The sequence below is a fragment of the Cupriavidus pauculus genome (assembly GCF_003854935.1).
GTDB lineage: Bacteria > Pseudomonadota > Gammaproteobacteria > Burkholderiales > Burkholderiaceae > Cupriavidus > Cupriavidus pauculus_C.
Genome location: NZ_CP033969.1, coordinates 2793696 through 2819389, shown reverse-complemented (window position 1 = coordinate 2819389; position 25694 = coordinate 2793696). Strand labels below are relative to the sequence as shown.

The 25694-nt window shown below is 68.7% G+C and carries 20 protein-coding genes; 4 read left to right on the top strand and 16 right to left on the bottom strand.

All coding sequences use genetic code 11. The features are described from left to right. Positions 1-467: 467 nt before the first annotated feature. Complete coding sequence (locus EHF44_RS14480; protein WP_253699848.1) at positions 468-2375, bottom strand: PAS domain-containing hybrid sensor histidine kinase/response regulator; 1908 nt, start codon at positions 2373-2375, stop codon at positions 468-470. A 271-nt stretch (positions 2376-2646) separates the two neighbouring features. Here EHF44_RS14480 and EHF44_RS14475 point away from each other — a divergent pair, with 271 nt between their 5' ends. Continuing rightward, positions 2647-3795: an aromatic ring-hydroxylating oxygenase subunit alpha gene (locus tag EHF44_RS14475; RefSeq protein ID WP_124684302.1), complete on the top strand. Its 1149-nt coding sequence runs from the start codon at positions 2647-2649 to the stop codon at positions 3793-3795. 30 nt (positions 3796-3825) lie between these two features. Here EHF44_RS14475 and EHF44_RS14470 read toward each other — a convergent pair whose 3' ends face one another. After that, entirely contained in the window at positions 3826-4896 is a 1071-nt protein-coding gene (locus EHF44_RS14470) for an alkene reductase (protein WP_124684301.1), read from the bottom strand. A gap of 129 nt (positions 4897-5025) precedes the next feature. Between EHF44_RS14470 and EHF44_RS14465 the strand changes: the two genes are divergently transcribed. Then, positions 5026-6609 (top strand): phospholipase D family protein, encoded by a 1584-nt coding sequence (locus EHF44_RS14465; protein ID WP_124684300.1) that lies wholly within the window; start codon positions 5026-5028, stop codon positions 6607-6609. A 727-nt stretch (positions 6610-7336) separates the two neighbouring features. Here the strand turns inward: EHF44_RS14465 and EHF44_RS14455 are convergent. From EHF44_RS14455 to EHF44_RS14425, 7 genes are read right to left on the bottom strand one after another with little or no spacing between them, the layout of a single operon-like run. Beyond that, positions 7337-8404, bottom strand: coding sequence for a 2-aminoethylphosphonate aminotransferase (locus EHF44_RS14455; protein WP_124684298.1), 1068 nt, complete (start codon positions 8402-8404; stop codon positions 7337-7339). 21 nt (positions 8405-8425) lie between these two features. After that, a complete protein-coding gene (aepY, locus tag EHF44_RS14450) occupies positions 8426-9613 on the bottom strand; it encodes a phosphonopyruvate decarboxylase (RefSeq protein WP_124684297.1) in 1188 nt (395 codons plus the stop codon). Then, positions 9610-11313 carry a phosphoenolpyruvate mutase gene (gene aepX, locus EHF44_RS14445; RefSeq protein WP_124684296.1) on the bottom strand — a complete coding sequence of 568 codons (1704 nt, stop codon included), beginning with the start codon at positions 11311-11313 and terminating at the stop codon, positions 9610-9612. The genes aepY and aepX overlap by 4 nt, the downstream gene beginning before the upstream one ends. After that, entirely contained in the window at positions 11310-12065 is a 756-nt protein-coding gene (locus EHF44_RS14440; RefSeq protein ID WP_124684295.1) for an NTP transferase domain-containing protein, read from the bottom strand. Before EHF44_RS14440 ends, aepX begins: the two co-directional genes overlap by 4 nt. A 31-nt stretch (positions 12066-12096) precedes the next feature. Continuing rightward, positions 12097-13134 (bottom strand): lysylphosphatidylglycerol synthase domain-containing protein, encoded by a 1038-nt coding sequence (locus tag EHF44_RS14435; protein ID WP_124684294.1) that lies wholly within the window; start codon positions 13132-13134, stop codon positions 12097-12099. Beyond that, positions 13131-13958 (bottom strand): HalD/BesD family halogenase, encoded by an 828-nt coding sequence (locus EHF44_RS14430; protein WP_124684293.1) that lies wholly within the window; start codon positions 13956-13958, stop codon positions 13131-13133. Before EHF44_RS14430 ends, EHF44_RS14435 begins: the two co-directional genes overlap by 4 nt. Before the next feature lie 9 nt (positions 13959-13967). Beyond that, complete coding sequence (locus EHF44_RS14425) at positions 13968-14639, bottom strand: CDP-alcohol phosphatidyltransferase family protein (RefSeq protein ID WP_124684292.1); 672 nt, start codon at positions 14637-14639, stop codon at positions 13968-13970. Between the two features lie 296 nt (positions 14640-14935). On the opposite strand from EHF44_RS14425, the gene EHF44_RS14420 reads away from it, so the two are divergent. Beyond that, positions 14936-16441, top strand: coding sequence for a DUF1254 domain-containing protein (locus tag EHF44_RS14420; protein WP_124684291.1), 1506 nt, complete (start codon positions 14936-14938; stop codon positions 16439-16441). A 39-nt stretch (positions 16442-16480) separates the two neighbouring features. On the opposite strand, the gene EHF44_RS14415 is transcribed toward EHF44_RS14420, so the two are convergent. From EHF44_RS14415 to EHF44_RS14405, 3 genes are all read right to left on the bottom strand, one after another. After that, on the bottom strand, positions 16481-17308 hold the full coding sequence (locus tag EHF44_RS14415) for a hypothetical protein (RefSeq protein WP_124684290.1): 828 nt from the start codon (positions 17306-17308) through the stop codon (positions 16481-16483). 106 nt (positions 17309-17414) lie between these two features. After that, entirely contained in the window at positions 17415-18017 is a 603-nt protein-coding gene (locus tag EHF44_RS14410) for a tetratricopeptide repeat protein (protein WP_124684289.1), read from the bottom strand. Positions 18018-18298: 281 nt separating this feature from the next. Beyond that, positions 18299-20155: an FUSC family protein gene (locus EHF44_RS14405; RefSeq protein ID WP_124684288.1), complete on the bottom strand. Its 1857-nt coding sequence runs from the start codon at positions 20153-20155 to the stop codon at positions 18299-18301. Positions 20156-20277: 122 nt separating this feature from the next. Here EHF44_RS14405 and EHF44_RS14400 point away from each other — a divergent pair, with 122 nt between their 5' ends. Continuing rightward, a complete protein-coding gene (locus EHF44_RS14400; protein WP_124684287.1) occupies positions 20278-21168 on the top strand; it encodes a LysR family transcriptional regulator in 891 nt (296 codons plus the stop codon). A gap of 201 nt (positions 21169-21369) precedes the next feature. Here EHF44_RS14400 and EHF44_RS14395 read toward each other — a convergent pair whose 3' ends face one another. From EHF44_RS14395 to EHF44_RS14380, 4 genes are read right to left on the bottom strand one after another with little or no spacing between them, the layout of a single operon-like run. Further along, on the bottom strand, positions 21370-22536 hold the full coding sequence (locus EHF44_RS14395; RefSeq protein ID WP_124684286.1) for an ABC transporter permease: 1167 nt from the start codon (positions 22534-22536) through the stop codon (positions 21370-21372). 9 nt (positions 22537-22545) lie between these two features. Further along, positions 22546-23700: an ABC transporter permease gene (locus tag EHF44_RS14390; protein WP_124684285.1), complete on the bottom strand. Its 1155-nt coding sequence runs from the start codon at positions 23698-23700 to the stop codon at positions 22546-22548. A 10-nt stretch (positions 23701-23710) separates the two neighbouring features. Further along, entirely contained in the window at positions 23711-24430 is a 720-nt protein-coding gene (locus EHF44_RS14385) for an ABC transporter ATP-binding protein (protein ID WP_124684284.1), read from the bottom strand. 3 nt (positions 24431-24433) lie between these two features. After that, the gene (locus tag EHF44_RS14380) at positions 24434-25642 is read right to left on the bottom strand and encodes an efflux RND transporter periplasmic adaptor subunit (RefSeq protein ID WP_124684283.1); all 1209 of its coding nucleotides are present in this window, start codon (positions 25640-25642) and stop codon (positions 24434-24436) included. Positions 25643-25694: the final 52 nt, after the last annotated feature.

The following is a 25694-nucleotide window of genomic DNA, read 5'->3' as shown; positions in this document are numbered from 1 at the left end:
GCGGGAGAGGGGTCGGGGGAGAGGGCTGGGCGGTTCAAATTGCGACTTGTCGGCAAGCAGAGCTTCGATGCCCTCTCCCCCAGCCCCTCTCCCGCAGGCGGGAGAGGGGAGACCACCGTCGCGGGAATTCGCCTTAACGCTCGATATCCCGCTGTCTTTCTCCCCTCTCCCGCGTTGCGGGAGAGGGGTCGGGGGAGAGGGCCGGGCGGTTCAAATTGCGACTTGTCGGCAAGCAGAGCTTCAACGCCCTCTCCCCCAGCCCCTCTCCCGCAGGCGGGAGAGGGGAGACAACAATCGCTGGCGTCAGGCATCGAGCTCGATGTCCCGCTGTCTTGAGACATCAATCGCCGGCATCAGGCTTAGCGCTCGATATCCCGCTGTCTTGCTCCCCTCTCCCGCGTTGCGGGAGAGGGGTCGGGGGAGAGGGCCGGGCGGTGCAAATTGCCCAGCCCGTCATCCGCCCCATCTCAATCCCCCATCATCACCTTCAGCAGCAAGTCCAGCTCCACCGGTTTCACCAGGTGCACGTCGAAGCCGGCGGCCTTGGTTTGTTCGCGGTCGGAGGCCTGGCCGAAGCCGGTCAGGGCGACGTAGCGGGTGTTGGCCAAGGCGGGCATGCCGCGCAGCGCGTGGATGACCGCGAAGCCGTCCATGCCGGGCATGGCCAGGTCGATCAGTGCCACGTCGGGGCGGACGCGGGCGGCGGCGTGGATGGCTTCCATGCCGTCGTAGGCGATGGTCACTTCGTGGCCGGACATTTCCAGCAGGATCGACATGCTGTCGGCGGCGTCGCGGTTGTCGTCCACCAGCAGCACGCGGCGCTTGCGGCCGGTGTGGACGCCGTCGCCGTCGCCCGTGGCCGGTGTTTCCGACGTGGCCGCCAGCGGCAGCCGCACCGTGAACGCGGCGCCCAGGCCGGGGCCCTCGCTGGTGGCGGCGATGGAGCCGCCGTGCATTTCCACGAGCGACCGGCACAGCGACAGCCCGATGCCCAGCCCGCCCTGCGCGGTGCTGCCGGGGCGGTCTTCCTGCACGAACAGGTTGAAGATCGATTCCAGCGCCGTGGGCGAGATGCCGCGGCCGCGGTCGATCACCTGGATCACCAGCGTGCGCATCCGGATCGACGCCGACACGGCGATCTGCGAGCCCGGCTGCGAGAACTTCGACGCATTGAGCAGCAGGTTCTGCATCACCTGGCTCAGCCGCGTGCGGTCGGCGTAGAGCGGCATGGGCGAGGCGTCGGTGGTCACGCTGACGGTCTGGGCCTTGGTGGCCAGCGCCGGCTCGGACGCCTCGATGCCCAGCGCGATGATCTCGCGCGCGTCCACCGACTCCAGCCGCAGGTCGATCTTGCCGGCGGCGATGCGGCCCACGTCCAGCAGGTCGTCGACGAGCCGGGTCAGGTGCGACATCTGCCGCTCCACCAGCCCCACGCTTTTCTGCATGGCCTCGGGGTCGTCGGCGCGCATCTGCATCACGGTCAGCGCGTTGCGGATCGGCGCCAGCGGATTGCGCAGTTCGTGCGAAAGCGTTGCCAGGAATTCGTTCATGCGCCGTTCCGATTGTTCCAGTTCCTCCAGCCGCTTGCGTTCGCTCATGTCGCGCGTGACCTTGGCGTAGCCGCGGAGCTGCCGGGATTCGTCATAGACGGCCGTGATCGTCACGTTGGCCCAGTACAGCGAGCCGTCCTTGCGCATGCGCCAGCCTTCGTCCTCGATGCGGCCCCGCTCGCGGGCGATGACCAGCTCGCGCCCGGGCTTGTCGGCGGCCACGTCGTCGGGCGGGTAGAACACCGAGAAATGCTGCCCGACGATCTCGTCGCGCCGGTAGCCGTTGATATACGACGCGCCCGCGTTCCAGCTCATGATGTGGCCGGCGGGGTCGAGCATGAAGATGGCGTAGTCCTTGACGCTGTCCACAAGCAGGCGCAGGGTTTCCTCGCTCTGGCGCAGCGCCTCGGCCGCGCGGCGCCGCTCGGTCATGTCGCGCGTGATCTTGCCGAAGCCGATCAGGTTGCCGTGCTCGTCGCGCAGCGCGGTGATGATGACGTTGGCCCAGAACTGGGTGCCGTCCTTGCGCACGCGCCAGCCTTCGTCCTCGAAGCGGCCCAGCCGCGCGGCGGCTTCGAGCTCCACGGCCGGCCAGTTGCGGGCGTTGGCCTCGTCGGTATAGAAACGCGAGAAATGCTGGCCGATGATCTCGTCGCGCTGGTAGCCCTTGATGCGGGCGGCACCGGCGTTCCAGCTTGCCACGTGGCCGGTGGCGTCGAGCGAGAAGATGGCGTAGTCGCTGATCGTTTCGACCAGCGTGCGGTAGGAGGCGGCATCGTCGCCAATGCCGCGCTGCGGCATGGGAGAGCGGGCAGAGCGGGACATGATCGGGTGTGCTGGCATGTCTCTGTGTGAGTTGCCGCAAGGATAACCCGATTGGCGTCGTACGAACGCTGCGGATGACAAATGTGTGGCGAATCGGCGGTCCGGCCAGGGGGGCGGGCGACAACTGGACGGTGCGGGCCGCCAGTCGGATAAAAGCTGACAGACCGGCGGCGGCCGTTGGGTTAGACTCCCACGATTCACTTCCCGGCAGCCGCGGTTCGCCCGTCCGGCGACGAGCGGCCGGGAGCCGCGCCCCCAGGAGACGCCCTGCATGTATGCCGAGTCCGCGCTTGACCGCCATCCGATCGACGTCTCCGGCGAGGCCGCCCCGGCTGGCGCCATTCCCGCGCCCCCGGCGGCCGCCGCGCCGGCCCCGCGCGACCTGCGCCGCGTGCCCATCCATCCCGATCACTGGTACCCGCTGGCCTGGTCCCGCGAACTGAAGGCCGGCCGCGCGCTGGGCGTGCGGTTTGCCGGCGACCCAATCGTGCTGGTACGCACCGCCACGGGCAAGGTGTTCGCGCTGGAAGACCGCTGCGCGCACCGCCAGGTGCCGCTGCATGCGGGCGTGGTGGACGGCGAGTCGATCCGATGCTGCTACCACGGCTGGACGTACGACTGCTCGGGCCGCTGCATCGACGTGCCGTACCTGGGCAAGGAACGCCTGCCCAACGGCGTGCGCGCCTATCCGTGCGAGGAACGCGCCGGCCTGATCTTCGTGTTCCCCGGCAACCCGGCGCTGGCCGATCCCCAGGCGCTGCCCGCGTTCGCATCGGTCGCGGACAAGCAGTACAAGACCCGCCGCCTGGGCCGCGAGGTCAAGTGTCACTATTCATTCATGCACGAGAACCTGATGGACATGAACCATCAGTTTCTGCATCGCAAGCAGATGGGGATGATGCGCGCGCGGTCGCTGGGCCGGCGGCGCGGCGAGGATTTCGTCGAGGTCGACTATGTGTTCGAGCGCGAGCGCGGCAAGCAGCCGGTGGGCGAGGCGCTGGTGTTCGGCAAGGACGGCGGCCAGAACAACAAGGACGTGATGACCGTGCGCACGAGCTACCCGTACCAGACGCTGCAGATCCGCTCGGGGTCGGGCACGCTGGTGATGGACCTGTGGATCACCTACGTGCCGCTGGACGCGGCGCAGCGCACCAATCGCACGTTTGGCCTGCTGTCGATCCGCCGCCCCGGCGTGCCGTTCGCGCTGGACCTGGCGTGGCCGCTGCTGGTCTGGTTCACCGAGCGGATCTTCAAGGAAGACCGCGAGATCGTGGAAATGGAGCAGGCCGCCCACGACAGCCAGGGCGAGGACCGCAACCACGAGGTCTTCCCGGTCATCAAGGACCTGCGCGACCTGCTGCGCGAGCGGGGCGCCCGCACCGTGATCCCGATCCAGCCGGTGGCGGCCGGGCAGCCCTGACACCCCGGGGCGCCCGCGCCGCCGTGGGCGTCAGGCTTCGGCCGTCTGGGCCAGCGTGGGGTAGTCGGTGTAGCCCTGGGCGCTGCCGCCGTACATCGTGGCCGGATTGACGTCGTTCAGCGCCGCGCCCTGGCGCAGCCGCTCCACGAGGTCAGGATTGGCGATGTAGGCACGGCCAAAGGCCACCGCATCGGCATCGCCCGAGGCCAGCACGGCCTGCGCGGCGTCCTGGTCGAACCCGTCGTTGGCGATGATCGCCCCGCCAAACGCGCGCTTGAGCTGCGGCAGCAGCGCGCCGTCTCCCCGCGTCTCCCGCACGAACAGGAACCCCAGCCCGCGCTGGCCCAGCGCCCGGGCCACGTAGCCGAAGGTCTCGGCCGGCTGGCTGTCGGCCATCGAATGGCTCGGCGAGCGCGGCGCCAGATGCACGCCCACGCGGTTCGGGCTCCACACGGCCGTGACCGCATCGGCCACTTCCAGCAGAATCCGGGCGCGGTTCTCGGTCGAGCCGCCATAGGCGTCGGTGCGGACGTTGCTGCCGTCCTGCAGGAACTGGTCGAGCAGGTAGCCGTTGGCCGCGTGGATCGTCACGCCATCAAAGCCGGCCGCCTTGGCATTGGCCGCCGCCCGGCCAAAATCGGCCACCACCTGGGCGATTTCTTCCACGGTCAGCGCGCGCGGCACCACGAACGGGCGCTGCGGGCGCAGCAGGCTGACGTTGCCGCCGGCCGCGATGGGGCTGGGCGCCACCGGCGTGCGGCCGTCGAGCAGGCTCGGGTCGGAAATGCGACCCACGTGCCACAACTGGGCCACGATCCGGCCGCCCGCGCGATGCACGGCGTCGGTGACGACCTTCCAGCCGGCCACCTGTTCGTCGGTCCACAGACCCGGCACGTTCTCGTAGCCGACGCCGTCGGGCGACACCGGCACCCCTTCGGAAATCAGCAGCCCGGCGCTGGCGCGCTGGGCGTAATACTCGGCCATCAGCGCGTTGGGTACGTGCACGGGCGCGGCGGCGCGCAGGCGCGTCAGCGGCGCCATCACGATACGGTTGGGCAGATGCAGGTCGCCAATCTGAAGCGGATCGAACAGGGTGGTCATAAGCTTATTCGGTTGGGCTATAAAGCTATCAAAATGCAAGTATCGAAAGCATAGCAGCGGGCGCTACCATGGCAATGGTGGTTTTGGTACAAGTCAGTTGTTGGCACTGGAACAATCACGGGAGAGCGCATGACGCATGTCACGCAGGCGGCGCCCGGCTGGCTAGGCCGGCCGCTGGCGATGTTGTTTGCGATGCTGATGGCCGCGTGCACGGGGCTGCCGCAGCGGCCCACGCTGGCACCGGAGACGGCGCTGCAGGACACCGGCGACACAGTGCTGGCACGCGGGCTGGCCCCGACGCTGGCCGAGCATCCGGGCCAGTCAGTGTTCTACCCGCTGCTGGCCGGCACCGACGCGCTGGCCATGCGCATCGCGCTGGCGCGCACGGCCCAGCGCAGCCTGGACATCCAGTACTACATCTTCGACGCCGACAACACGGGCCTCACGCTGCTGGCCGAGATCATGGCCGCGGCAGACCGGGGCGTGCGCGTGCGGGTGCTGCTCGACGACATCCACACCGGCGGGCAGGACAAGGCGCTGTCGGCCGTGGACGCCCATCCAAACGTCGAGGTGCGGCTGTTCAACCCGTTTGCCAGCCGGGGGCTGCGGCTGTTCGAGTACGTGACCGATTTCCGGCGCATCGACCGGCGCATGCACAACAAGTCGATGACGGCCGACAATCAGCTCACCATCGTCGGCGGACGCAATATCGGCGACCAGTACTACGGCGCGGCCGATACCGATTTCACCGACCTGGACCTGCTGGCGGGCGGGCCGGTGGTGCCGCAGGTATCGGGCGTGTTCGACGATTTCTGGAACAGCGAGGCCGTGTACCCGCTGTCGGCCCTGGCCACGCCGCTGTCCGGCGCCGAGGCGGCCACGCAGCAGCAGAAGCTGCGCACCTACCTGGACGAGCACGCCGTGGCGATGCGCGCCACGCCCTACGGCAAGTCGGTGCTGGAAACCGGCATCGTCCAGTTGATCCGCGAGAACCGCCTGACCGCATACCGCGGCCAGGCCACGGTAATCGCCGACCGCGCGGCCAAGGTACTGCACCCGCCCGAGGACGACTCGACCCACGCGATTCCCCAACTGGTCAGGTTCCTGGAGGGCGCCCAGCACGACCTGACGCTGATTTCGCCGTACTTCGTGCCGCCCAAGTCGGCCATGACGTGGCTGATCGGCATGCAGCAGCGCGGCGTGCAGGTGCGGATCCTGACCAATTCCTACGGCGCCACCGACGTCACCGCGGTCCACGCCGGCTACGCGCCCAAGCGCCGCGCGCTGCTCAAGGCGGGCGTCATCCTCTACGAGCTGAAGCCAACCGCCTACGCGGAACTGGCCAAGGAAAAAAAGCGCCACGGCCCGGGCGGCAGCAGCCGCGCCAGCCTGCACGCCAAGACCTATATGGTCGACCGGCACCAGTTGTTCATCGGCTCCCTGAACCTGGACCCGCGCTCCGCCCGGCTCAACACCGAGATGGGCATCGTCGTGGACAGCCGCGAACTGTGCGACATGCTGGGGCAGGGCGTGGACGACGCGCTGCTCGACGCGGCCTACCAGGTGGTGCTGGCCGACGACGGCGAGTCACTGCAATGGGTGACACGCGAAGGCGGGGTGCTGCGCACCTACGACCGCGAACCCGACATGAACGCCTGGGACAAGTTTAAGCAGGGCGTGCTAAGGATATTGCCGGTGGAGGAGGAGCTTTGACGGGACGCTGATGTTTTGCTCCCCTCTCCCGCGAGCGGGAGAGGGGTTGGGGGTGAGGGCAGGCGGTTCAAATTGCGGCCTGTCGGCAAGCAGAGCCTCAATGCCCTCTCCCCCGGCCCCTCTCCCACGTTGTGGGAGAGGGGAGAAAACCATCGCTGGCGTCAGGCTGCAGTGCCACCAAGCGGTCGAGGTCGAGCCGAAGCTGAGGTCTTGCTCCCCTCTCCCGCGAGCGGGAGAGGGGTTGGGGGAGAGGGCCGGCGGTCAAATTGCGACCTGTCGGCAAGCAGAGCCTCAATGCCCTCTCCCCCGGCCCCTCTCCCACGTTGTGGGAGAGGGGAGAAAACCAGTGGCATGACATTCGCCGGCGGCGTTTTTTTACTCCCCTCTCCCGCATGCGGGAGAGGGGTTGGGGGAGAGGGCAGGCGGTTCAAATTGCGACCTGTCGGCAAGCAGAGCCTCAATGCCCTCTCCCCCGGCCCCTCTCCCACGTTGTGGGAGAGGGGAGAAAACCGGCGGCATGACATTTGCCGGCGGCGTTTTTTTGCTCCCCTCTCCCGCATGCGGGAGAGGGGTTGGGGGTGAGGGCCGGCGGTTCAAATTGCGACCTGTCGGCAAGCAGCGCCTCAATGCCCTCACCCCCGGCCCCTCTCCCACGTTGTGGGAGAGGGGAGAAAACCGGCGGCATGACACACGCCACCGGCCTTCTCTCTCCCCAACAAGCCACCCCTCACCGATGCAGCAGTTCCCGGAATCCGGCGATCAGGCGGTGCATGTCGGCGGCGGTCAGTGCGCCCATTGTCGAGATGCGGAACAGTTGCGACGACAGCCCGCCCTGGCCGGCGTAGATGATGAAGCCGCGCGCCTTCAGGCCGTCGTGCAGTTGTTCGTAGGTCACGCCGGCGGGCAGCTTGTACGCGCGCAGCACCACCGATGACTGGGCGGCAGGCCACAGTGCCTCGATGCCCAGCGCGGCCAGGCCGGTGCGGACTTCCTCGGCCAGCGCGGCGTAGCGCTGGTGGCGCGCCTGCCAGCCGCCTTCGTCCTGGTGCTCGCGCAGCGCCTCCACCAGCGCGTAGAACGCATGCACCGACGGCGTGAACGGCGTGTTGCGCTGGTCCTGCTGGCGGGCGTAGCGGGCGATATCCAGGTAGTACGTGCGGCTGACCGCGTTGGCCAGCGCCGCGCGGCGCACGATGACGAACGCCGCGCCCGGCACGCCGTGCAGGCATTTGTTGGCCGTGGCGGCCACCGCGTCGATGTGGCCGCCGAAGTCGATGGCCTCGGCGCCGAAGCTGCTCACCGTATCGGCCAGCAGCCGCACGCCGCGCGCCTGGCACAGCCGGTCGATGGCGGGCAGGTCGTTCAGGCGGCCCGTGGTGGTCTCGTGGTGGATCACCGCCAGGTGCGTGATGGCCGGGTCGGCCGCCAGCGCCGCGTCGATGCGGGCCAGGTCGGGCGCCTCCATCCACTCGTGCTTCACCACCGTGTGCGGGATCTGGTACTGCGTGGCGATCTGGGCGATGCGCTCGCCATAGACGCCGTTCTGCACGATCAGCAGCTTGCCCTGCGCCGGCACCAGGCCGGCGATCATGCTTTCCAGCGCGGCCGTGCCGGAGCCGGTCATCAGCACCGCCGTCCAGACGGACGGGTCCAGCCCGTAGATGTCGATCAGCCGCGCGCGCGCTTCGTCCTGCAGGTCGAAGAACTCGCTTTCGCGGTGGCACAGGTCGGTTTGCAGCAGGCTCTGGCGGACGCGCTCGGACAGCGTCACCGGGCCGGGATTCAGAAGCAGCATGCGATTGGTCTCAAGCGTGATTCAGGCGTGGTTGGCGTTGCCCTGGTCGGCGCCGATCTGGCGCGCCAGGCGCGTCTTGACCTGCACCGGCGTCACCGACGGGCGGGGCAGGTCGTCCGGCGATCCGGGGCGCGTGCGCAGGCAGACGAAGGCGGGCCCCGACGTGGCCGTGGCCGCCTGGGCCAGCACCGTGTCCAGCAGGTCCAGGCTGTCGCCCTCGACGGCCGACGCATAGCCGCAGGCCGCCGCCACGCCGGCGAACGACACGTTGTGCGACACCGTCGCCTGGCCGCCCGTGGAATCGTGCGCATTGTTGTCCAGCAGCACGTGCGTGAGGTTGGCCGGCCCGTAGGCGCCCAGCGTGGCGAACACGCCCATGCGCATCAGCGCCGCGCCGTCGCCGTCCACGGCCACCACGCGCAGGTCCGGCCGCGCCAGCGCCAGGCCAAGCGCGAACGGCGTCAGGCAGCCCATCGAACCCACCATGTAGAGCTGGTTCGGCCGGTCATCGAGCGCGTACAGCTCACGGCCGCAGAAGCCCGTGGACGCCAGCACCACGGTCGAATCGACCGGCGTATGGGCGATGACCCGCTGCAGCGCCTGCTGGCGGCTCGGCAGCGTCGCCGCGCCGGTGCCGGCGTCGCGCGGCACCGCCTTCGGGCGGGCCACCGGCGGCGTCTGCGACGTCAGCGGGTAGGGCGCCACGCTGCCTTTCTGCATGACCAGCGCGTACGGCCGGCCGGTGGCGTCCATGTGGGCGATGGCCCGGTCGAGCGCCGGGCCCACGGCCTCGGCGTCGGTCGGAAACAGTTCCCACGGGATCTGCATCGTGTCCAGCATCTGCGGGGTGACCGGCCCCATCAGCGCGTGCTGGGGCTCGTCGGCGGCGCCGCCGGGCTGGCCGCGCCACGTCACGATCAGCAGTTGCGGCAGCCGGAACGTGTAGGTCAGCGACGTCAGCGGGCTCACGGCGTTGCCGAGCCCCGAGTTCTGCATCATCGTGATGCCGCGCACGCCGTTGCGCGCGCCCTGCGTCACGCCGGCGATGAACGCCACGGCGTCGCCCTCGTTGGCGGCCGACACGTAGTGCAGCGACGGGTCCTGTACCACGTAGTTGATGAACGGCGTCAGGTACGAGCAGGGCACGCCCGCGTACCACTGGAAACCGCGCTCGCGCGCGGCTTCCACGAACTGGACCGCCTCGATCATTGCGCGGCCTCGCCGCCGCCCACCGCGAACGGCGTCTGGCCGTGCGCGAAGTCGCCGGCCCGGCGGAAGTCGTCCAGGTCGTTCACACCGCGCCAGTGGCCGTGCACGTACTTGACCTCCACCTGCTCGCCGGCCGCGACCAGCGCGTTGAGCAGGTCGGGGATGTCGAGCTTGTCGAAGTCCGGCCGCTCGCGCAGTTCGGCCAGCAGCTTCTGCAGGCGCGCGCGGCCTTCGCCGCGCACGTTCATCAGGCCGATCCAGCGGCCGTGCGGCGCGTCGCCTGCCGGCACGTCGTCAGAAATCTTCTTGAGCACGATCTTCTGGCCGAACAGGTCGCGGTCGTCGGCGGCCGAGCACCACGCAAAGTCGCGCACGCTCTGGTTCGACGGCGTGGACTCGGACGAATCCACCACCACGCTGAACGGCGCGTCGGTTTCCAGCAGGTCGCGCAGGATGTAGCTGCGGAACAGCAGGTCGCCGTAGGCGATGACCGTGTCGTGCTGCAGCGCGTCGGCGGCGGCGGCCAGCGACGCCAGCTCGCCGGTCTCGGCATGGCGCTCGTTGCGCACCAGGTGGATGCCGGCCGCGTCGATGGCCTCGGCCTTGTAGCCGCCCACCACGGTGATGTCGTTGATGCCCTGGTTCTTGAAGCCGTCCACCAGCCAGCGCAGCAGCGGCTTGCCGGCCACCGGCAGCATGACCTTGGGCTTGTCCTCGGTCAGCGCCTCCAGGCCCTTGCCACGGCCCGCGGCCAGCACCACGGCCGACCCCGGCGCCTGGCCGCCGGTCAGGTAGATCTTCTCGGCCGCCGAATACTCGTCGGCATCCTGCAGGCGGAAGATCTCGTTGACCGTGGCGATGCGGTCTTCCACGTTGACCAGCGTCTGGTTCTCGTAGATGTCCTTCGCCACGGCCTGCATGCCGGACGCCGCCACGCGGATCAGGTGGTTGGCCCAGATGATCAGGCTGATGCCGGCACGGCGGAACACGTCGGTCGGCGTGCTGTAGTACTTGGTCGGCACGATCACCAGCGGGCAGCGGTTGCCCCATTCGCGCGCGAACGTGACGATCTCGTCGGCCTTCGACAGCTTGCTGTGGATCAGGATCGCGTCGGCGCCAGCCTGGTGGTACGCCTCGGCGCGGCGCAGTGCCTCTTCCATGCCCCAGCCGGCGATCAGCGCTTCCACGCGGGCGACGATCGAGAAATCGTCGTCCGCCTGCGAATCCTTGCCGGCCTTGATCTTGCCGCAGAACTCGTCGATGTCGGCCAGCGGCTGCTGCTCGCCGCCGATGAAGCTGTTGGTCTTCGGGAAGATCTTGTCTTCGATGCAGACGCCGGCAATGCCGCGCTGCTCCAGCTTGCGCACCAGGCGGCGCACGTTGTTGAAGTTGCCGTAGCCGGTGTCGCCGTCCAGCAGGATCGGCAGGTCGCTGGCGTCGGCCATGAACTCAAGGTTGTCCACCACCTGGGTCCAGCTTGCCTCGTTGTTGTCGCGCACGCCGAACTGGGCAGAGATGGCCAGGCCCGAGGCCCAGATGCCCTTGAAGCCGGCCTCGCGCACGATCCGCGCGGACAGGCCGTTGTGGGCTTCCATGATGAATTCGAGTTCGTCGGACAGCAGCATCCGGCGCAGGCGCGCGGCGCGCGACAGCGGGGCGGAGGTGGCGGAGCCGAGCAGGTTCGGGTCGATGGCGTTCATTGTGCGATTCCTACAGGCAGAAGTTGGGGCAGGACTTCTTCGGCGGCGCGAGCCACGTCGCCGGGAAAATCGATTTCGATCCAGGGCGCGCCGGTCACGTCGGCGGTGTCGAACACGTGCGACCGCTCCAGCAGCAGGTCACGGACGGCTTCCTCGTGCGGCATGTTGGCGCGGCCCGAGTCCACGTAGCCCTGGACGATGGCGGCCAGGCGGCGGGCGCAGTCTTCGCGGAAGCGGAAGAAGCCCACCGATTCGCCGATGGTGTCGTATTCCAGGTCGGCCATGAGCTGCTTGCGCAGCTCCACGGGCACGCCGTCGCGCAGGCAGAGCTTGACGGGCTCGTCGCCGGCCTCGAAGTCGCGGTCGATCAGCAGCCGGTTGGCGGTCTCGCCGGCCACCAGCTTGGTCATGATGCGCTCGTCGTAGAGCACGTCGGCGTCCATCAGCAGCACGTCGCCGCCGCGCGTCATGGCGTCGGCCACGGTGTGCACGGTCAGCACGCTGCCCAGGTCGTAGCGCGGGTTGATGACGATTTCCAGATCGCGGCCCAGGCGGGCCAGTTCTTCCTTGACCTGGTCCGGCTCGAAGCCCAGCGCCAGCACCACCTCGGTCACGCCGGCGGCGTCCAGCAGGCGCAGGTGACGTTCCAGCAGCGTCAGGCCGTCAAAGCGCAACAGGCACTTGGGAAACTGCTTGCCCGGCTGTTGCTGGAGTCGCAGGCCCAGGCCCGCGGCAAGAATGATTGCTCGCATCAGGTTGTTCTCGTGATTTGTGGAAGAGCCGCTAGCCCCTGTCCGCCGACAGGGCCGTTGCGGCGCGACGGCGCTGGAACTTCCGTTCGCTGAAATGCAGGTACACCAGTCCGGGGATGCCAAGCACCAGCTCGCGCACGCGCTTGGCCAGCGACAGCGCCAGCGCGGCGTCCGGCGGCAGGCCCACCAGCGGGCCCAGCAGCAGGTAGCCGCCTTCCTGCGCGCCGAGCGAGCCCGGAATCGCAAACGCGGCGCCCCGGATGGCCTGGCCCACGCTTTCCAGCAGCAGCGCCTCGTGCCAGTTCACCGGATGCCCCAGGAAATGGAGGATCAGCCAGACCTCGCCCGTGCCGGCAATCCAGCCCAGCAGGTTAAGCGCGAAGCTGGCCGCGACCTTCTTGCGGTCGCGGTAGAGTTCCCGAATCGCACTGTCGACGGCATCGGCCCGCAGCGCCAGCCCGGCCCAGCGGCCCGGTTTGGCGCCCGGGGCGTCGGCATCGGCCTGGCGCTTGCCGAACAGCTTCTGGCCAATACGCATGACGCGGCCGAACATGCCGCGCCGCTGCAGCACGCAGAAGCCCAGCACGCAGGCGCCCAGCACGGCGGTGATGGCGATGACGGGGGTACGGTATTCGGACAGGTCGTCGTGGGCGCCGAACACGGCAATGCCGAGCAGCGCGAACAGCATCTGGGACAGCGCCTGGGTGGTGGTGCTGACCGTGATGGCCGCCGCCGCGTCGCGCATGCGCGCGCCCCGGTGGGCCAGGTAGCGCACCATCAGCACCGGGCCGCCGATCTGGCCGGCCGGCAGCAGGCTGTTGACGGCCTCGCCGGTCCAGCGCGCCTTGAGCGCGCTGCAGAACGACCCGTGGCGGGTCTTGCGGTCCAGCAGCACGGCAATGGCCCCGGCGTCCAGCGCCAGCGGCAGCAGGTGGAACGCGGCCACCACGGCCAGGCCCCAGCCGGCGGACATCAGCGTGGTGGTCACCGCGCCAAAGCCCTGCCACGCGAGCAGGCCGACAAACAGCGCCGCGCCTACCGACAGAAGGATGAAAGCTGCACGATTCACGCGGGGCCTGCTGACTTCCTGCCCAGCAGGCGCCGGAACACCTGCCGGAAGCCGAAGTACGCCACGGCGTCCTTCATGTTGGAGATCAGGCGCAGCCATGGCCGCATGCCCGGATCGGTCACGTACTCGAACGTCAGCGAGACGCGGATCTCGTTGGGGCCGGCCGGCGTGATGCGGTGGCGCAGCTTGTCGCCGTCGAACAGCACGATGCCGCCCGGCGGGATCTGGACCGAGCCCGGCTCGTCGGGCACGGCGGGGTTGCGCGTGTGGAGTTCGTAGTCCAGCCGGCAGGACGATTCGTCCAGCACGCCGATCAACAGCGTGTAGCGCCGGCCATCGTAATAGGACGTGTCGTAGTGCCAGCCGATATGGTCGCCCGGCCGCGTGTAGTAATAGAGCGCGTAGGCGTGGGGGTCGGACTCGGGGCAGACCTGGAGCTTGTCGCCGGTCACCTGTTCCAGCCAGCCGATCAGCGACTTCGAGCGGTACAGGTCGGCGATGAAAGGCGCCTTCTCGTCGATCGTGTGCCGGCTGACGCTGCCGCCCTGCTTGTGGCCGGGCAGGTAGTTGCGGTTCAGGCCCGACTGCAGCGCGCGGGCCAGCGCCACCAGTTGCGCGGTCTCGTCGGGGCCCAGGAAGCTGTCCAGGTAGAGGAAGGCGCCCTGGCGCTCGAAATCCTGGCGCAGCGCCGGGGTATCGAGCCGCGCCACCACGCCGGCCACGGCGGCGTCCGGGCGTCGCGCGGCCGGACGGGTGGCGGCGGGCTCGGCGTCGCGCGGTGCGGCGGGCGCGATGGCGATGTCGCCGGTAACTTGCTCTGGCATGTGGCTGCCTCAGTGATCAGGGGTAGTTGCGACGGGCTGCGGGCGCCGCATGACGCGCCAGTAATCGATGATGACCAGGACGGCAAACAGCGGGGCGCCGATGGAGGCCGCCGTCAGGAACGGGCCGATGCCGTCCGTCAGCGTCACCAGCGGCAGCAGGTACAGCACGTCCTCGGTCTCGAAGCCGCCGGCCGAAGCCTGCTTCGTGCCACTTTTTCCAACCCGCGATTCTATACGCATGCGCAGGAAGAAGATCAGCGCCACGGCCAGCCCGGCAATCGTGCCGCGCAGCACGGGGCCGAATGCCTCGGGCGCCGGGCCGGTGGCGGCCACGGCCATGCCAAAGCCGATGAACAGCAGGACGGTGATCAGCGCGTCGCTGGCCAGGTCGTAAAAGTGGCCGATCTTGCTCGATTTGCCGCTGATCCGCGCCAATTCGCCGTCGGTATGGTCGACGAAGTTGGACAGCACCACCAGCAGCGCGCCCCAGTTCGACCACGCGTAGCCGCCCTGGGCAATGCAGGCGATGCCGGCCACGCCGATCAGCAGGCGCAGCGTGGTCAGGTGGTTCGGGGTGACACGGGTATTCTTGAGCGGCCGTACCAGATGGCGGGCCAGGCGGGCATCCCAGGTGGACGGCAGGGGCGGTTCATCCGGGTATTTGGGGGATTTCGGGTTCATCCGTCAAAACAGGGCAGGGAGGGGCGGCGTGAGCACTTGGGCGCGCCAGGCGATGCGCAACACTACGCCTACGACGCCCGAATGACAAGTTCGCCAGAATACGCCCTTTCCCGCACCGCTGCAGCAGGCCAGGCCCCGGCGCGGTCACGTGGCGGGCCCCGGGGCGCGCAGCTTCGGATCGGTCCGATTGTGCCGCATTCGTCAGATCGGTTTAGATCGGCTACCGAAAAGATTGAATATCCGGCGCCACGCCGGCGCGCGAGCATAGGGCTTTTCGACTTGCCGGAGATGCCGCCATGGCCCGCCTTCGTCCGACCTGGTTCCGCACGCTGATTGCCACCGCCGCCCTGACCACCCTAACCACGCTGGCCGCCATGCCGCCCGCGCTGGCCGCCAGCCAGCCGGCGTCCGCGCCGCAGGCCAAGCTGCCGCCGGGCCCGGTGGCCGGGGCCAACATGCCGCTCAGCTATGTGAAGAACGTGGCCAAGGTGGCCTATATCTGGGGCTGGCCGATGGTGAACATCCACAACCGGCACCTGGTGTTCTCCAAGGTGCCGGAAAACGGCCTGGGCGACGGGGTGCTGCCCGTGGCGCCGCTGAACCGGCTGACCATGCTGACCGACTACATCAAGCCGGAAGAACGCGCGGTGGCCACGCCGAACCAGGACGTGGCGTACGGCTTCGGCATCCTGTCGCTGGCCAAGGAGCCGGCGGTGTTCCAGGTGCCGGACTTCGGCAACCGGTTCTGGGTCTACCAGCTAGGCGACCAGCGCACGGACACGCTGGGCGGCGTGGGGCGGATGTATGGCACCAAGCCGGGCTTCTATATGGTGGTGGGGCCGGACTGGAAGGGCAAGGTGCCGAAGGGCATCCGGGGCGTGTACCGGTCGCCGACCAATATCGCCTACATCATCCCGCGCGCGTTCCTGGACGACACCGCGCAGGACCGCGCCGCCATCCGTCCGCTGGTCAGCCAGATCGTGGCGTATCCGTTGTCCGAGTACGACGGCAAGGTGAAGACCAAGGACTGGACCAAGCTGCCGAATCTTTCCGACCCGGCCGGCGGCAAGCAGGGCAGCGGCGGCGAGACGCAGTGGGTCAAGCCCGAGGCGTTTTTCAAGGAACTGCCGATCATCCTGAAGGAAGTGCCGCCCCAGCGCGGCGAGGAAGCGTTGTACGCGTGGTTCCAGTCGCTGCTGGACGCGGCCGCCAAGGACCCGGCCGTTGCCGACGCGCTGACGCAGGCCGCAGTCGAGGCCGACAAGGAAATGATGCCGGAGATGCACCGCTACGCGAACGCGGGGGTGACGGTGGGCAATGGCTGGGTGGCGCCGATGAATGGCGCGGAGTTCGGCACCGACTACTACAGCCGCGCGGCAGCGGCCAAGGCTAATATCTTCGTCAATCCGCGACGCGAATCGGCGTACTTCGGCCAGGAATTCGATGCCGCCAAAGGCCGGCTGAACGGCGCCAATGCCTATACGATCACATTCCCGAAGGGCGGGCTGCCGCCCGTGAACGGCTTCTGGTCGCTGACGCTCTACGACGCCGCGCACTTCTTCGCGCCCAACGAGATCAACCGCTTCTCGCTGGGCACCAAGAACAAGGACCTCGTCTACAACCCGGACGGCTCGCTGACGCTCTACGTCCAGAACAAGAAGCCGGCCGCGGACAAGGTGGCCAACTGGCTGCCCGCCCCGACCGGCGACTTCGAACTGTTCATCCGCGCCTACTGGCCGAAGGCTGAAATCCTGCAGAACACGTGGTCGCCGCCGCCGGTGCAGAAGGTCAGCGCGAACTGATGGCGGGGGCCGTCGCCGGGCGCGACGGCCATCGCGGCATCAGGAACCGACCTTGAGCTGGCCGCCGCGGCCCAGGCCGCCCTTGACTTCCTGCGCCTTGTAGTTGCGCAGCGAGACGACCATGTTGTTGTAGGCGTCCATGAACGCGGCCACGGTGGCCTTGCCTTCCGGGGTCCGCGAGAAGCCGCCCAGGCCGCCCGCCGCACCGCCGCCGAACGCGCCCACGGCGGCGCCGAAGTTGGTCGCCGTGGCGTTGCCTTCCGAGATCGACAGTTGCACGCCCGAGCGGATGTCGAACATCGTCAGCGTCACGACCGACGCCTTGCTCTGCATCGCACCGCCCACCAGCGCACCGACGCTGCCGAACAGGCTGCCCACGCCGGCGGCCAGTTGGCCCGTGGAATCGTTGTCGATGATGATGGCCGGCTCCATGTAGTAGTCGGCGGCCACGCGCTGGCCCTTCTGCTGGCGCGAGCCGGCGCGGAATTCGCCCGAGTTGCGCTGCTTGTCGGTGATGTTCGACAGCTTGCTCTCGGTGCGGTTGTTGCCGACCGACGTGATCACGAAGCAGTTGGACTGCTGCACGGCCAGGCGGATCAGCGGCTCGATCGTCGTGATCTTGGTGGCGGCGCCAAAGCTGGCGTACCACTCCTTGCCCCGGCCGTCATCGACGGCCAGCGTGCCCAGCGGCTTGTCGCAGCGCTCCAGCGACGGGTTGGCGTTCACGCTGGCGGCACCGCCGGCCGCGCCGGTGGCGGCGGTGGGCGCCGTGCCGGTGCTGATGTGGCCACCGGCCGGGTTGGCACAGCCGGCCAGAACGAAAGACGTGGCCAGTACAGCCACGCTCAAAGCAGTCATCTTGGGCATGAAGTCGCGTCCTGTTGACGGAAAGGGATGGGAAGGGAATCGGTCGGGCAGGGCAGCCAGCGAGCGGCCGGGAGCCGCCCATGAGCCGCCCGTCAACGGGCCGGGTCTAGCGCTGGTACCAGCCGGACGGGCCCCATACCCAGTAGTACGGGTAGGTGGTGTACCAGGCGAACCATTGCTTGCGATAGGCGTCGCGCACCTGGTAGGCGGCCTGTTCGTCGCGCTTGGCGGCCTGTGCCTGCGGAATCAGGTCGCGCGCTTCCTTGCTGCCCTTGGCGGCGGCACGGGTCAGCCACGCCTCGGCCTCGGCCGGGTCCGGACCCATTTCCTCGAAACCCATCAGGTACAGGCGGCCCAGCGCCAACTGGGCTTCGGCGTGGCCGTTGTCGCCGGCCTTGCGCAGCCATTCCAGCGCCTGGTAGCTGTTGCGTTCCACGCCGTCGCCGCGCAGCAGGCGCAGGCCCAGGTCATAGGCGGCATTGGGATTGCGCGCGGCCACGTCGGCCAGCGCCTGCATGCGGCGCTCGGCCTCGGCGTCCACGGGCGATGTCTGGAACGTCGCCACGCGCCGGTCCTGCTCGGCACAGGTATTGCCCTGGCACAGGCGCACGGTCTGCGAGCGCGGCGCAAGCTGATCGGCAGCCGACTGCGATGCGCAGCCGGTCAGCGCGGCCATGGCCGCGAATGCCAAAGGAACCAGACGATTCATTCCCCACCCCGTCGAAAGTCGTTTTTTCTTGTCGTTCTGCAGCTTTTGCTGCTTCTGCTAAATCTGGGCTTTTGTAAGTAAAGCTTGCAGATTGTAACAGTATTGTATGGAGCGTTTGCAACACTTGATCGGCGATTTGGGAGCCGGGTGTTGCGTCTGCCGCACGTTTTTGGGGCGCCAGATGGCAAAAAAGCCACACCCCGAGGGATGCGGCACGTCTCGTCTCACCGCGAAGCAATGGGACCGGCCACGCGGTCAGCCGGGCATGGCAGGGGCGCCCGTCATTCGTTTTTTTCATGGGGAGAAAGGGTCAGGCCGAGCACGACCAGCGCGCTCTGAAGCTCATCGGCCAGCGCGCGGTCGGGCACGTCGTCAAGCCCGGCGAGCGTCGCGCCGATCCACGGGAGCCACCCATCGGGCGGGGCTATGGCATGGCCGGCCTGGCTTCTGGCCCGGAAGTGGCGCGCCACCCCGCTCAGCACGCGCCGGACGGGTTTGCGAACGGGCGGCGGCAGCGCTGGCAGCGCGCGCTGCAGGGTCAGCGCGCAGTAGCCGACCTGGAGTTCGGTAAAGCCGTCCGACGCCAGCCGGCCGCCGCTAGCGCCCAGGCGCGGCATCAACTGGCCGAGCCGGTCGAACATCCGCGCGCCCACGTGGCCGTGGCGGTCGGCGGCGCGCCATGTGGCGGCGCGCGCCAGGTCGTCCCAGCTTGCGCGGATCAGCCGCTGCGCGGCCACGTGGGCGCCGAATGGCCGCGCCAGCATCGCCCAGACCGGCGCGAACAGCATCGCCGCCGCGTTGGCCAGGCTGGTGTTGAACAGGCCGATGAAATTGGCGTCGTAGACCGCCTGCACGTTGGCGAATGACGCCGTGTTGACCGACAGCAGCATCGCCATCAGGTGGAAGCCGGGCCGCGTGATCAGCACGCCGATGCCCAGGTAGGGCACGGCAAGCATGCCGGCCAGCGCCTCGAAGGTCTGCGCGTGCGGCACCACCAGAAACAGGTAGCCCGACGAGATCAGCAGGCAGACCGCCGACCATCGCACGTACGATCGGGCGACCGGCCGGGGCGCGTCGATGGTCGCGAAGAAGCAGCAAGCGATGGCGGCCACCGCCACCGGCCCGCCGCCGTCTTCCCAGCCCGAGAAGATCCAGAGCAGCCCCGCGCAGAACACGGCCAGCCCGGCCGAGGCGGCGCCGAATGCGAGCATCACGTGGTCATGGCCCGCGCTAACCGGTTCGTCCGGTTCCGGGACCGGCGCTGATAGCCGGGCGTTGTCGATGCCGTCCTGCCACGCCGCGCAGGCGCGCATCAGCATGTCGCGCCGGGCGTCGAGGTGCCGGGCCGCGCGTTCGAGTTCGGCACGGGGCAGCGGCGGCGCGTCACACCGCAGCGCGCGCCGCACGACTTCCAGGCCCGACAGCACCGGCATCAGCCGCGACATGCTGGCACGCAGCGCCCGCGCGTGAGCCACCGCGTGGCGGCTTTCGGTATCGAACGACAGGTGGACGATCAACTGGTCGAGCGCCAGCATGTCGGCGGCCAGCCGGTGGCGGCTGGCCAGCGCGTGGGGATGGCCGGCGGCGATATCGGCGGCCCACGTGGCGGCATCGGCCAGCCAGACGCCAGCCCGCTCGCGCAGCGCCGGGGCCACCTTGGCCGGCAGCACGATGGCGCCGACCAGGCTGGCGCAGACGATGCCGATCACGATTTCCTCGATGCGGGCCACGGCAATGTCGAAGATGTCGGCCGGCTGCATCACGGCCGGCAGCGCGACAATCGGCAGCGTATAGGCGGCCAGCAGGAACACGTAGCTGCGCGGCGACCGCTGCAGCAGCGACAGGTAGACCAGCCCCGTAATCCACAGCGCGACGGCGCCGGTCAGCACGATGGGCATGTTCACAAGCTGCGGCACCGTGGCCACCGCCGCCGCCGCGCCCAGCACCGTGCCGGCCACGCGATAGGCGGCCTTGGAGCGCGTGGCGCCCGTGAGCGGGTGGGACACGAAGTAGACCGTCGCCATCGCCCAGTACGGACGCGGCAGGCCAAACCAGAGGGCGATATAGAGCGCCAGCATCGCGGCGGCAAAAGCCTTCAGCGAGAACAGCCACTGTCGGGTATGCGGCCAGCTAGCCATGTTCTTGGGCGCCGGCGGGACCGGCGGGGTGGGGGCGTTGGACGAGCAGTGTAGTCGCCTGCCGTCGATTCCGATCATGATTTAAAATTCCGCGTCTCAGTCGGAATATTCATGGAAAAGCCATGCCCATCGACATCCGCGCGCTGCGCTACTTCGTCGAAACCGCGCGCCTGAAGAGCTTTACCCAGGCGGCGGCGTCGCTCTACGTCACCCAGTCCACCATCAGCAAGATGGTCAAGCAGCTGGAGGACGAGGTGGGCCAGCCGCTGCTGATCCGCGAAGGCAAGTCGGTGCGGCTGACCGATGTGGGCCGGGTCGTGTACGACCGGGGACAGGAGGCGCTCGGCGTGGTCCACCGGCTGACGCTGGAGGTGCAGGATTTGTCGTCGCTCGGGCGCGGCCAGTTGACCGTGGGGATTCCGCCGATGGTCAACCTGTTCTTCTCGCCGGCGGTCAGCGCGTTCCGCAAGCGCTATCCGAACATCCAGCTGACGCTGTCGGAGCATGGCGGGCAGGTGGTGGAGCAGCACGTGGCGAACGGCGAGCTGGAAGTGGGCGCCACGGTGCTGCCCGGCGACAGCGGGCTGGCGCTGGAGGCGCGCCAGTTCGCCAAGTATCCGATCTGGGCAGTCGGCCCGCATCGTGCCGCATGGGCCAGCGGGCGCACGGTCACGCTGGAGGCGCTGCGCGACGAGCCGCTGGTGCTGCTGACCGACGAGTTCTCGCTGACGCGCAAGCTGCGGCAGGCATTCCGGGACGCCCGCATCGAGCCGCGCGTGGTGGCGCAGAGCGGGCACTGGGACTTCCTGGCATCGATGGCCGCCGCCGGACTGGGCACCACGTTCCTGCCCGAGCCGCTGCTGTCACGGCTGGAAGCGCGCGACAAGCTCGCCGTGGCCCGCCTGGCCGAGCCGACGATGGACTGGGTACTGGCCCACATCTGGCCACCCGGCCGCTACCTGTCGCACGCCGCCCGCGCGTGGCTGGATGTCTGCGAGGAGGTGATGGGGTAGGGGCTTTTTCGGGGATTTTTAGCTCCCCTCTCCCGCCTGCGGGAGAGGGGTTGGGGGAGAGGGCCGGCCGTTCAAATTGCGACCTGTCGGCAAGCAGAGCCTCAATGCCCTCTCCCCCGGCCCCTCTCCCACGTTGTGGGAGAGGGGAGAAAACCATCGGAACCGGGGCCGACAAAGCGTGGCAAATATAACGCCACCCCCTCACCGCGCCCGCAGCGCATCCACGATATTCAGCCGCGATGCCCGCAGCGCGGGCAGGAAGCCGCCGATCAGGCCCATGGCCATCGAGAACAGCAGGGTCTTGATGATGATGGCCGGCGTCAGCACGAAGCGGAACGACAGGTCGGCGAAGGTCTGGAAATTGGTGGTGGAGAACGACGCGAACTGCATCAGCGACGCGCAGAGCAAGCCGGCGATGCCGCCTACCAGCCCCAGCAGCACCGCCTCGATCAGGAAGGCCATCAGCACGTTGGCGCGCTGGAAGCCCAGCGCGCGCAGCGTGCCGATCTCGCCGACGCGGTTGGCCACGGACGCGTACATGGTGATCATCGCGCCGATCATGGCGGCCACCGAGAAGATCGTCGTCAGCGTCAGGCCCAGGATGTTGATGAACGCCGACAGCGCCCGGGACTGGTCGCTGTAGAACTGCTGCTCGCGCTTGGCTTCGTTGGCCAGCCGGGGGTCGACGTCGATGTCGGCGCGGAAGCGGTCGAAGGCGTCGGTGTTGGCCAGCCGCAGCACCATCGACGAATAGCCGGTGCGGCGGAACGATTGCATCAACTGGTCCACGTCGCCCCAGATCTCGGAGTCGAAACCGCTGCCGCCCGCGTCGAAATGGCCGACCACGGTCCAGTCGCGCTGGGCAAAGCGCAGGCGGTCGCCGATGCGCACGTTGCCGTAGCCCTTGGCGATGCTGCTGCCGACGATGATCTCGGACGAGCCGGGCTTGAACACGCGGCCCTCGGTCAGCCGCACCTGCGGGCGCAGCGGCACGCCCAGCGGCGACACGCCGCGGATCACCACGTTCGACGGCGTGGCCTGGCCGGTCTTGGTCAGCGATATCAGCACCACGGCCTCGCGGGAGGCCATCGGGCGGCCTTCGGGCGTCAGCGCGATCGACGGGTACATTTCCAGCGCGGCCGCCTGGTCGCGCGAGATGGCGCTCTGGATCTCGGTCTCGGCGCCCTTGCGGATGACCACGACGTTATCGCGCTCGCCGGTGGTCACCAGCGTCTGCTTGAGGCCCGCGTCGAGCATCAGCATCGTCGCAAAGACGAACACGACCAGCGCCAGCCCGCCGGCCGTCAGCGCCGTGGTCAGGCGCCGGGCCCAGACGTTGCGGGCGATGTAGTGGAGCGGAATGACCATGGCGTTCCGTCAGCCGATGGCCCGCAGGCCCTCGACGATGCGCACGCGCGCCGCCTGCACGGCCGGCACGATGGCGGCGGCCACGCCCACCACCAGCGCGCAGCCGGCCTGCATCGCCATGGTCTCGTGCGAGACCGTGAAGACCGGGAACACGCCGCCCACGGCCTGCTTGAAGAAGCGCGCCGCCGGGGGTGTCAGCAGCATGCCCAGCGCACCGCCAAACGCGCTGATGATCATCGATTCGCCAAACACCAGCAACGACAGGAAGCCGGGGCCGAAGCCCAGCGCCTTGAGCGTGGCGTACTCGGTGATCCGCTCGCGGGCGCTCATCGCCATGGCGTTGGCCATCACGGCCATCACGATGACGATCACCACGTACGACACCACGCGGATCGCCGCGATGATCTGGTTCGACATCGCCACGAAGCCAAGCTGGAACGCCTGCTCGGTCTCGGTCAGCGTCTCGGCCAGCGAGTTCTTGAAGACGTTGTCCACGGCGCGCGAGATGGCGGCGGCGTTGTCCGGGTTGTCCACGCCCAGCACGAACACGCCCACCTGGTCGGCCTGGCGGGGGTTCTTCTTGCGGACGGTCTCGTTCAGGTAGTCCCAGTGGAACACCATCTGGCGCGTGATGGTGCTCTCGTCGCGGCCTTCCATGATGCCGCGCACCACGAAGTCCCACGTGCCGGCGTAGATCGTGCCCTTGATCGGGATGACGTCGCCCACCTTGAAGCCGTACTGGTCAGCCAGCTGGCGGCCCACCAGCGCGCCGCGGCGGTCGCGCTGGTAGTCGGCGCGCTGCTCGGGCGGGACGATGAATTCGGGGTACAGGTCGAGATAGTTGTCGGACACGGCGAACTGGGCAAAGAAGTTCTTCGGGTCGCGGTAGACGCCGCCGAACCAGTTGGAGCGGGCCACCTGGGTGACGCCGTCGACGCCCTTGATCCGGTACTCGTAGTTCAGCGGCAGCGCAAAGGTCAGCGAGATCGCGTTGCGGGTCACCAGCCGCGCGTTCGACGCGGCCGAGGCGCCGGCGTACCAGGCATCGACCACGGTCTGCAGCAGGCCGTAGGCCAGCACGGCAATCACCAGGCCCAGCACGGTCAGCGCCGTGCGCAGCTTGTGGCGCATGGCGTTGCGGGCGATCAGCTTGGGCAGGTACATGGCGGGGACGTCAGCGGCGCGGCTCGGTCTGGATCAGTTCACCTTTCTCAAGGTGGACCAGCGACTTGGCGGCCTCGGCCGCGTGGGCGTCGTGCGTGACCATGATGATGGTCTTGCCGACGTCAGCGTTGAGCCGTTGCAGCATCGCCAGGATCTCGGTGGCCGACGTGCGGTCCAGGTCGCCGGTGGGTTCGTCGGCCACGATCAGCGTGGGGTCGGTGATCAGCGCGCGGGCAATGGCCACGCGCTGCTGCTGGCCGCCGGACAGTTCGGTGGGATAGTGGTCCATCCGGTCGGCCAGGCCGACCATGCCGAGCACCATTTCCACGCGCTCGCGGCGCTCGGCGCGGGTCAGGCGCGTGAGCATCAGCGGCAGTTCCACGTTCTCGTAGGCCGTCAGCACCGGCATCAGGTTGTAGAACTGGAAGATGAAACCGACGTGGGCCGCACGCCAGTCGGCCAGCGACGACTCGGGCAGGGTCGAGATATCCACCCCGTCCACCAGCAGCTCGCCGCTGTCGGGCCGGTCGATGCCGGCAATCAGGTTCAGCAGCGTGCTCTTGCCGGAGCCCGATGGGCCCATCAGCGCGATGAAGTCGCCGGCGGCGATGTCGAGCGAGATATCGGACAGCACCGGCACGGTCTGCGCGCCGCGCTGGTACGACTTGGCCAGGTGGCGGATCGAGACGAGCGGGGTAGGGGCCGCTCCGGCGGCGTGGGCTTCGGCCATGGCTTACTTCTTGGCGACGGTGACGCGGGCGCCGTCGGCCAGCTTGTCGCCGGGGGCCAGCACCACGGTGTCGCCGGGCTTGACGCCCTGCACGGCCACCAGTTCGCCGACCTTGGCACCGCGCGTGACTGGCACCTGGCGGGCCTTGCCGTCGGCCACCACGAACACCACCGGCTTGCCGTCGCGCTCGACCACGGCCGACGGCTGCACGGCGGTCAGCGGCTTGTTGTCCTCGGGCGGCACGGGCTTGGACAGGAACGCGATCTTGGCGCTCATGTCGGGCAGCACGCGCGCGTCGCGGTCGACAAAACGCACCTTGACCAGCACGGTGGCCTTGGAGCGGTCCACGGTTGGCACGATGCGCGACACGCGCCCGGCCATGCGCAGGTTCGGCAGCGCGTCCAGCAGGATTTCGCAGGGCTGCTCGACGGTGATCTTTGCGATGTTGGACTCGGCGACGTCGGCCTCCACCTCCAGCGTGTCCATGTCGGCAATCGTCACGATGGCGCCCTTGGTGTCGGCGGCGGCCGAGAACGGCGTGATGTTGTCGCCGACGTTGGCGTGCTTGATCAGCACCACGCCGTCGAACGGGGCGCGGATCACAGTCTGCTCGACCGAGACCTCGGCCGCCCGGGCGTTGGCCTTGGCCGACGTGATCGACGCCTGCGAGTTGTTGATCGACGCCCGCGCCTTGTTGAAGCGGGCCAGATCGGCGTCGTACTGCTGCCGGGAGATGGCCTTGGGCTCCAGCAGCATCTCCGACCGCTTCAGGTTGACCTCGGCATCGCGCAGTTCGGCCTGCTGGAGCTGCAGGTTGGCCTCGGCCACCTGCACCTGGGCGCGCGCCTGGGCGGCCGATGCCTCCACGTCGCGGCTTTCCACGCGGGCGATGATTTCGTCCTTTTTGACGCGCGAGCCTTCCAGCACGCCCAGCCATTCCAGCCGGCCCTGCGCCTTCGATGCCACGGCCGCCTTGCGCTGCGGCACCACGTAGCCGGTGGCGTTCAGCAGCGTGTAGTTCTGGGACGGATAGGCCGCGGAAACGGTGGTGGTTTCCACCGGCTGCGGGCCGGCCAGCCGGGCGCCGATGCCGATGGCCGCCAGCAGGATCACCGCGATGACCGCGTAGCGCACCCAGCGGCGGCGCCGGCGGGGCGCGGGCGCCATGGCGCTGCGGTCGATTTTCAGCTTGCTCAGGTCTTGATCGGCCAATTTGGGAACCGTTCGGTGGCGGTATGCACGAAAAGGCTCCCAGTATAGCGAC

Excerpts from the sequence above, each read along its gene's own strand:
- EHF44_RS14405 (WP_124684288.1), bottom strand. The coding sequence starts at position 20,155 with ATGGCTAGCTGGCCGCATACCCGACAGTGGCTGTTCTCGCTGAAGGCT.
- EHF44_RS14475 (WP_124684302.1), top strand. The coding sequence starts at position 2,647 with ATGTATGCCGAGTCCGCGCTTGACCGCCATCCGATCGACGTCTCCGGC.
- EHF44_RS14390 (WP_124684285.1), bottom strand. The coding sequence starts at position 23,700 with ATGTACCTGCCCAAGCTGATCGCCCGCAACGCCATGCGCCACAAGCTG.
- EHF44_RS14480 (WP_253699848.1), bottom strand. The coding sequence starts at position 2,375 with ATGTCCCGCTCTGCCCGCTCTCCCATGCCGCAGCGCGGCATTGGCGAC.
- EHF44_RS14425 (WP_124684292.1), bottom strand. The coding sequence starts at position 14,639 with ATGAACCCGAAATCCCCCAAATACCCGGATGAACCGCCCCTGCCGTCC.
- aepX (WP_124684296.1), bottom strand. The coding sequence starts at position 11,313 with ATGAACGCCATCGACCCGAACCTGCTCGGCTCCGCCACCTCCGCCCCG.
- EHF44_RS14410 (WP_124684289.1), bottom strand. The coding sequence starts at position 18,017 with ATGAATCGTCTGGTTCCTTTGGCATTCGCGGCCATGGCCGCGCTGACC.
- EHF44_RS14430 (WP_124684293.1), bottom strand. The coding sequence starts at position 13,958 with ATGCCAGAGCAAGTTACCGGCGACATCGCCATCGCGCCCGCCGCACCG.
- EHF44_RS14455 (WP_124684298.1), bottom strand. The coding sequence starts at position 8,404 with ATGCTGCTTCTGAATCCCGGCCCGGTGACGCTGTCCGAGCGCGTCCGC.
- EHF44_RS14470 (WP_124684301.1), bottom strand. The coding sequence starts at position 4,896 with ATGACCACCCTGTTCGATCCGCTTCAGATTGGCGACCTGCATCTGCCC.
- EHF44_RS14440 (WP_124684295.1), bottom strand. The coding sequence starts at position 12,065 with ATGCGAGCAATCATTCTTGCCGCGGGCCTGGGCCTGCGACTCCAGCAA.
- EHF44_RS14400 (WP_124684287.1), top strand. The coding sequence starts at position 20,278 with ATGCCCATCGACATCCGCGCGCTGCGCTACTTCGTCGAAACCGCGCGC.
- EHF44_RS14395 (WP_124684286.1), bottom strand. The coding sequence starts at position 22,536 with ATGGTCATTCCGCTCCACTACATCGCCCGCAACGTCTGGGCCCGGCGC.
- aepY (WP_124684297.1), bottom strand. The coding sequence starts at position 9,613 with ATGATCGAGGCGGTCCAGTTCGTGGAAGCCGCGCGCGAGCGCGGTTTC.
- EHF44_RS14385 (WP_124684284.1), bottom strand. The coding sequence starts at position 24,430 with ATGGCCGAAGCCCACGCCGCCGGAGCGGCCCCTACCCCGCTCGTCTCG.
- EHF44_RS14465 (WP_124684300.1), top strand. The coding sequence starts at position 5,026 with ATGACGCATGTCACGCAGGCGGCGCCCGGCTGGCTAGGCCGGCCGCTG.
- EHF44_RS14415 (WP_124684290.1), bottom strand. The coding sequence starts at position 17,308 with ATGCCCAAGATGACTGCTTTGAGCGTGGCTGTACTGGCCACGTCTTTC.
- EHF44_RS14420 (WP_124684291.1), top strand. The coding sequence starts at position 14,936 with ATGGCCCGCCTTCGTCCGACCTGGTTCCGCACGCTGATTGCCACCGCC.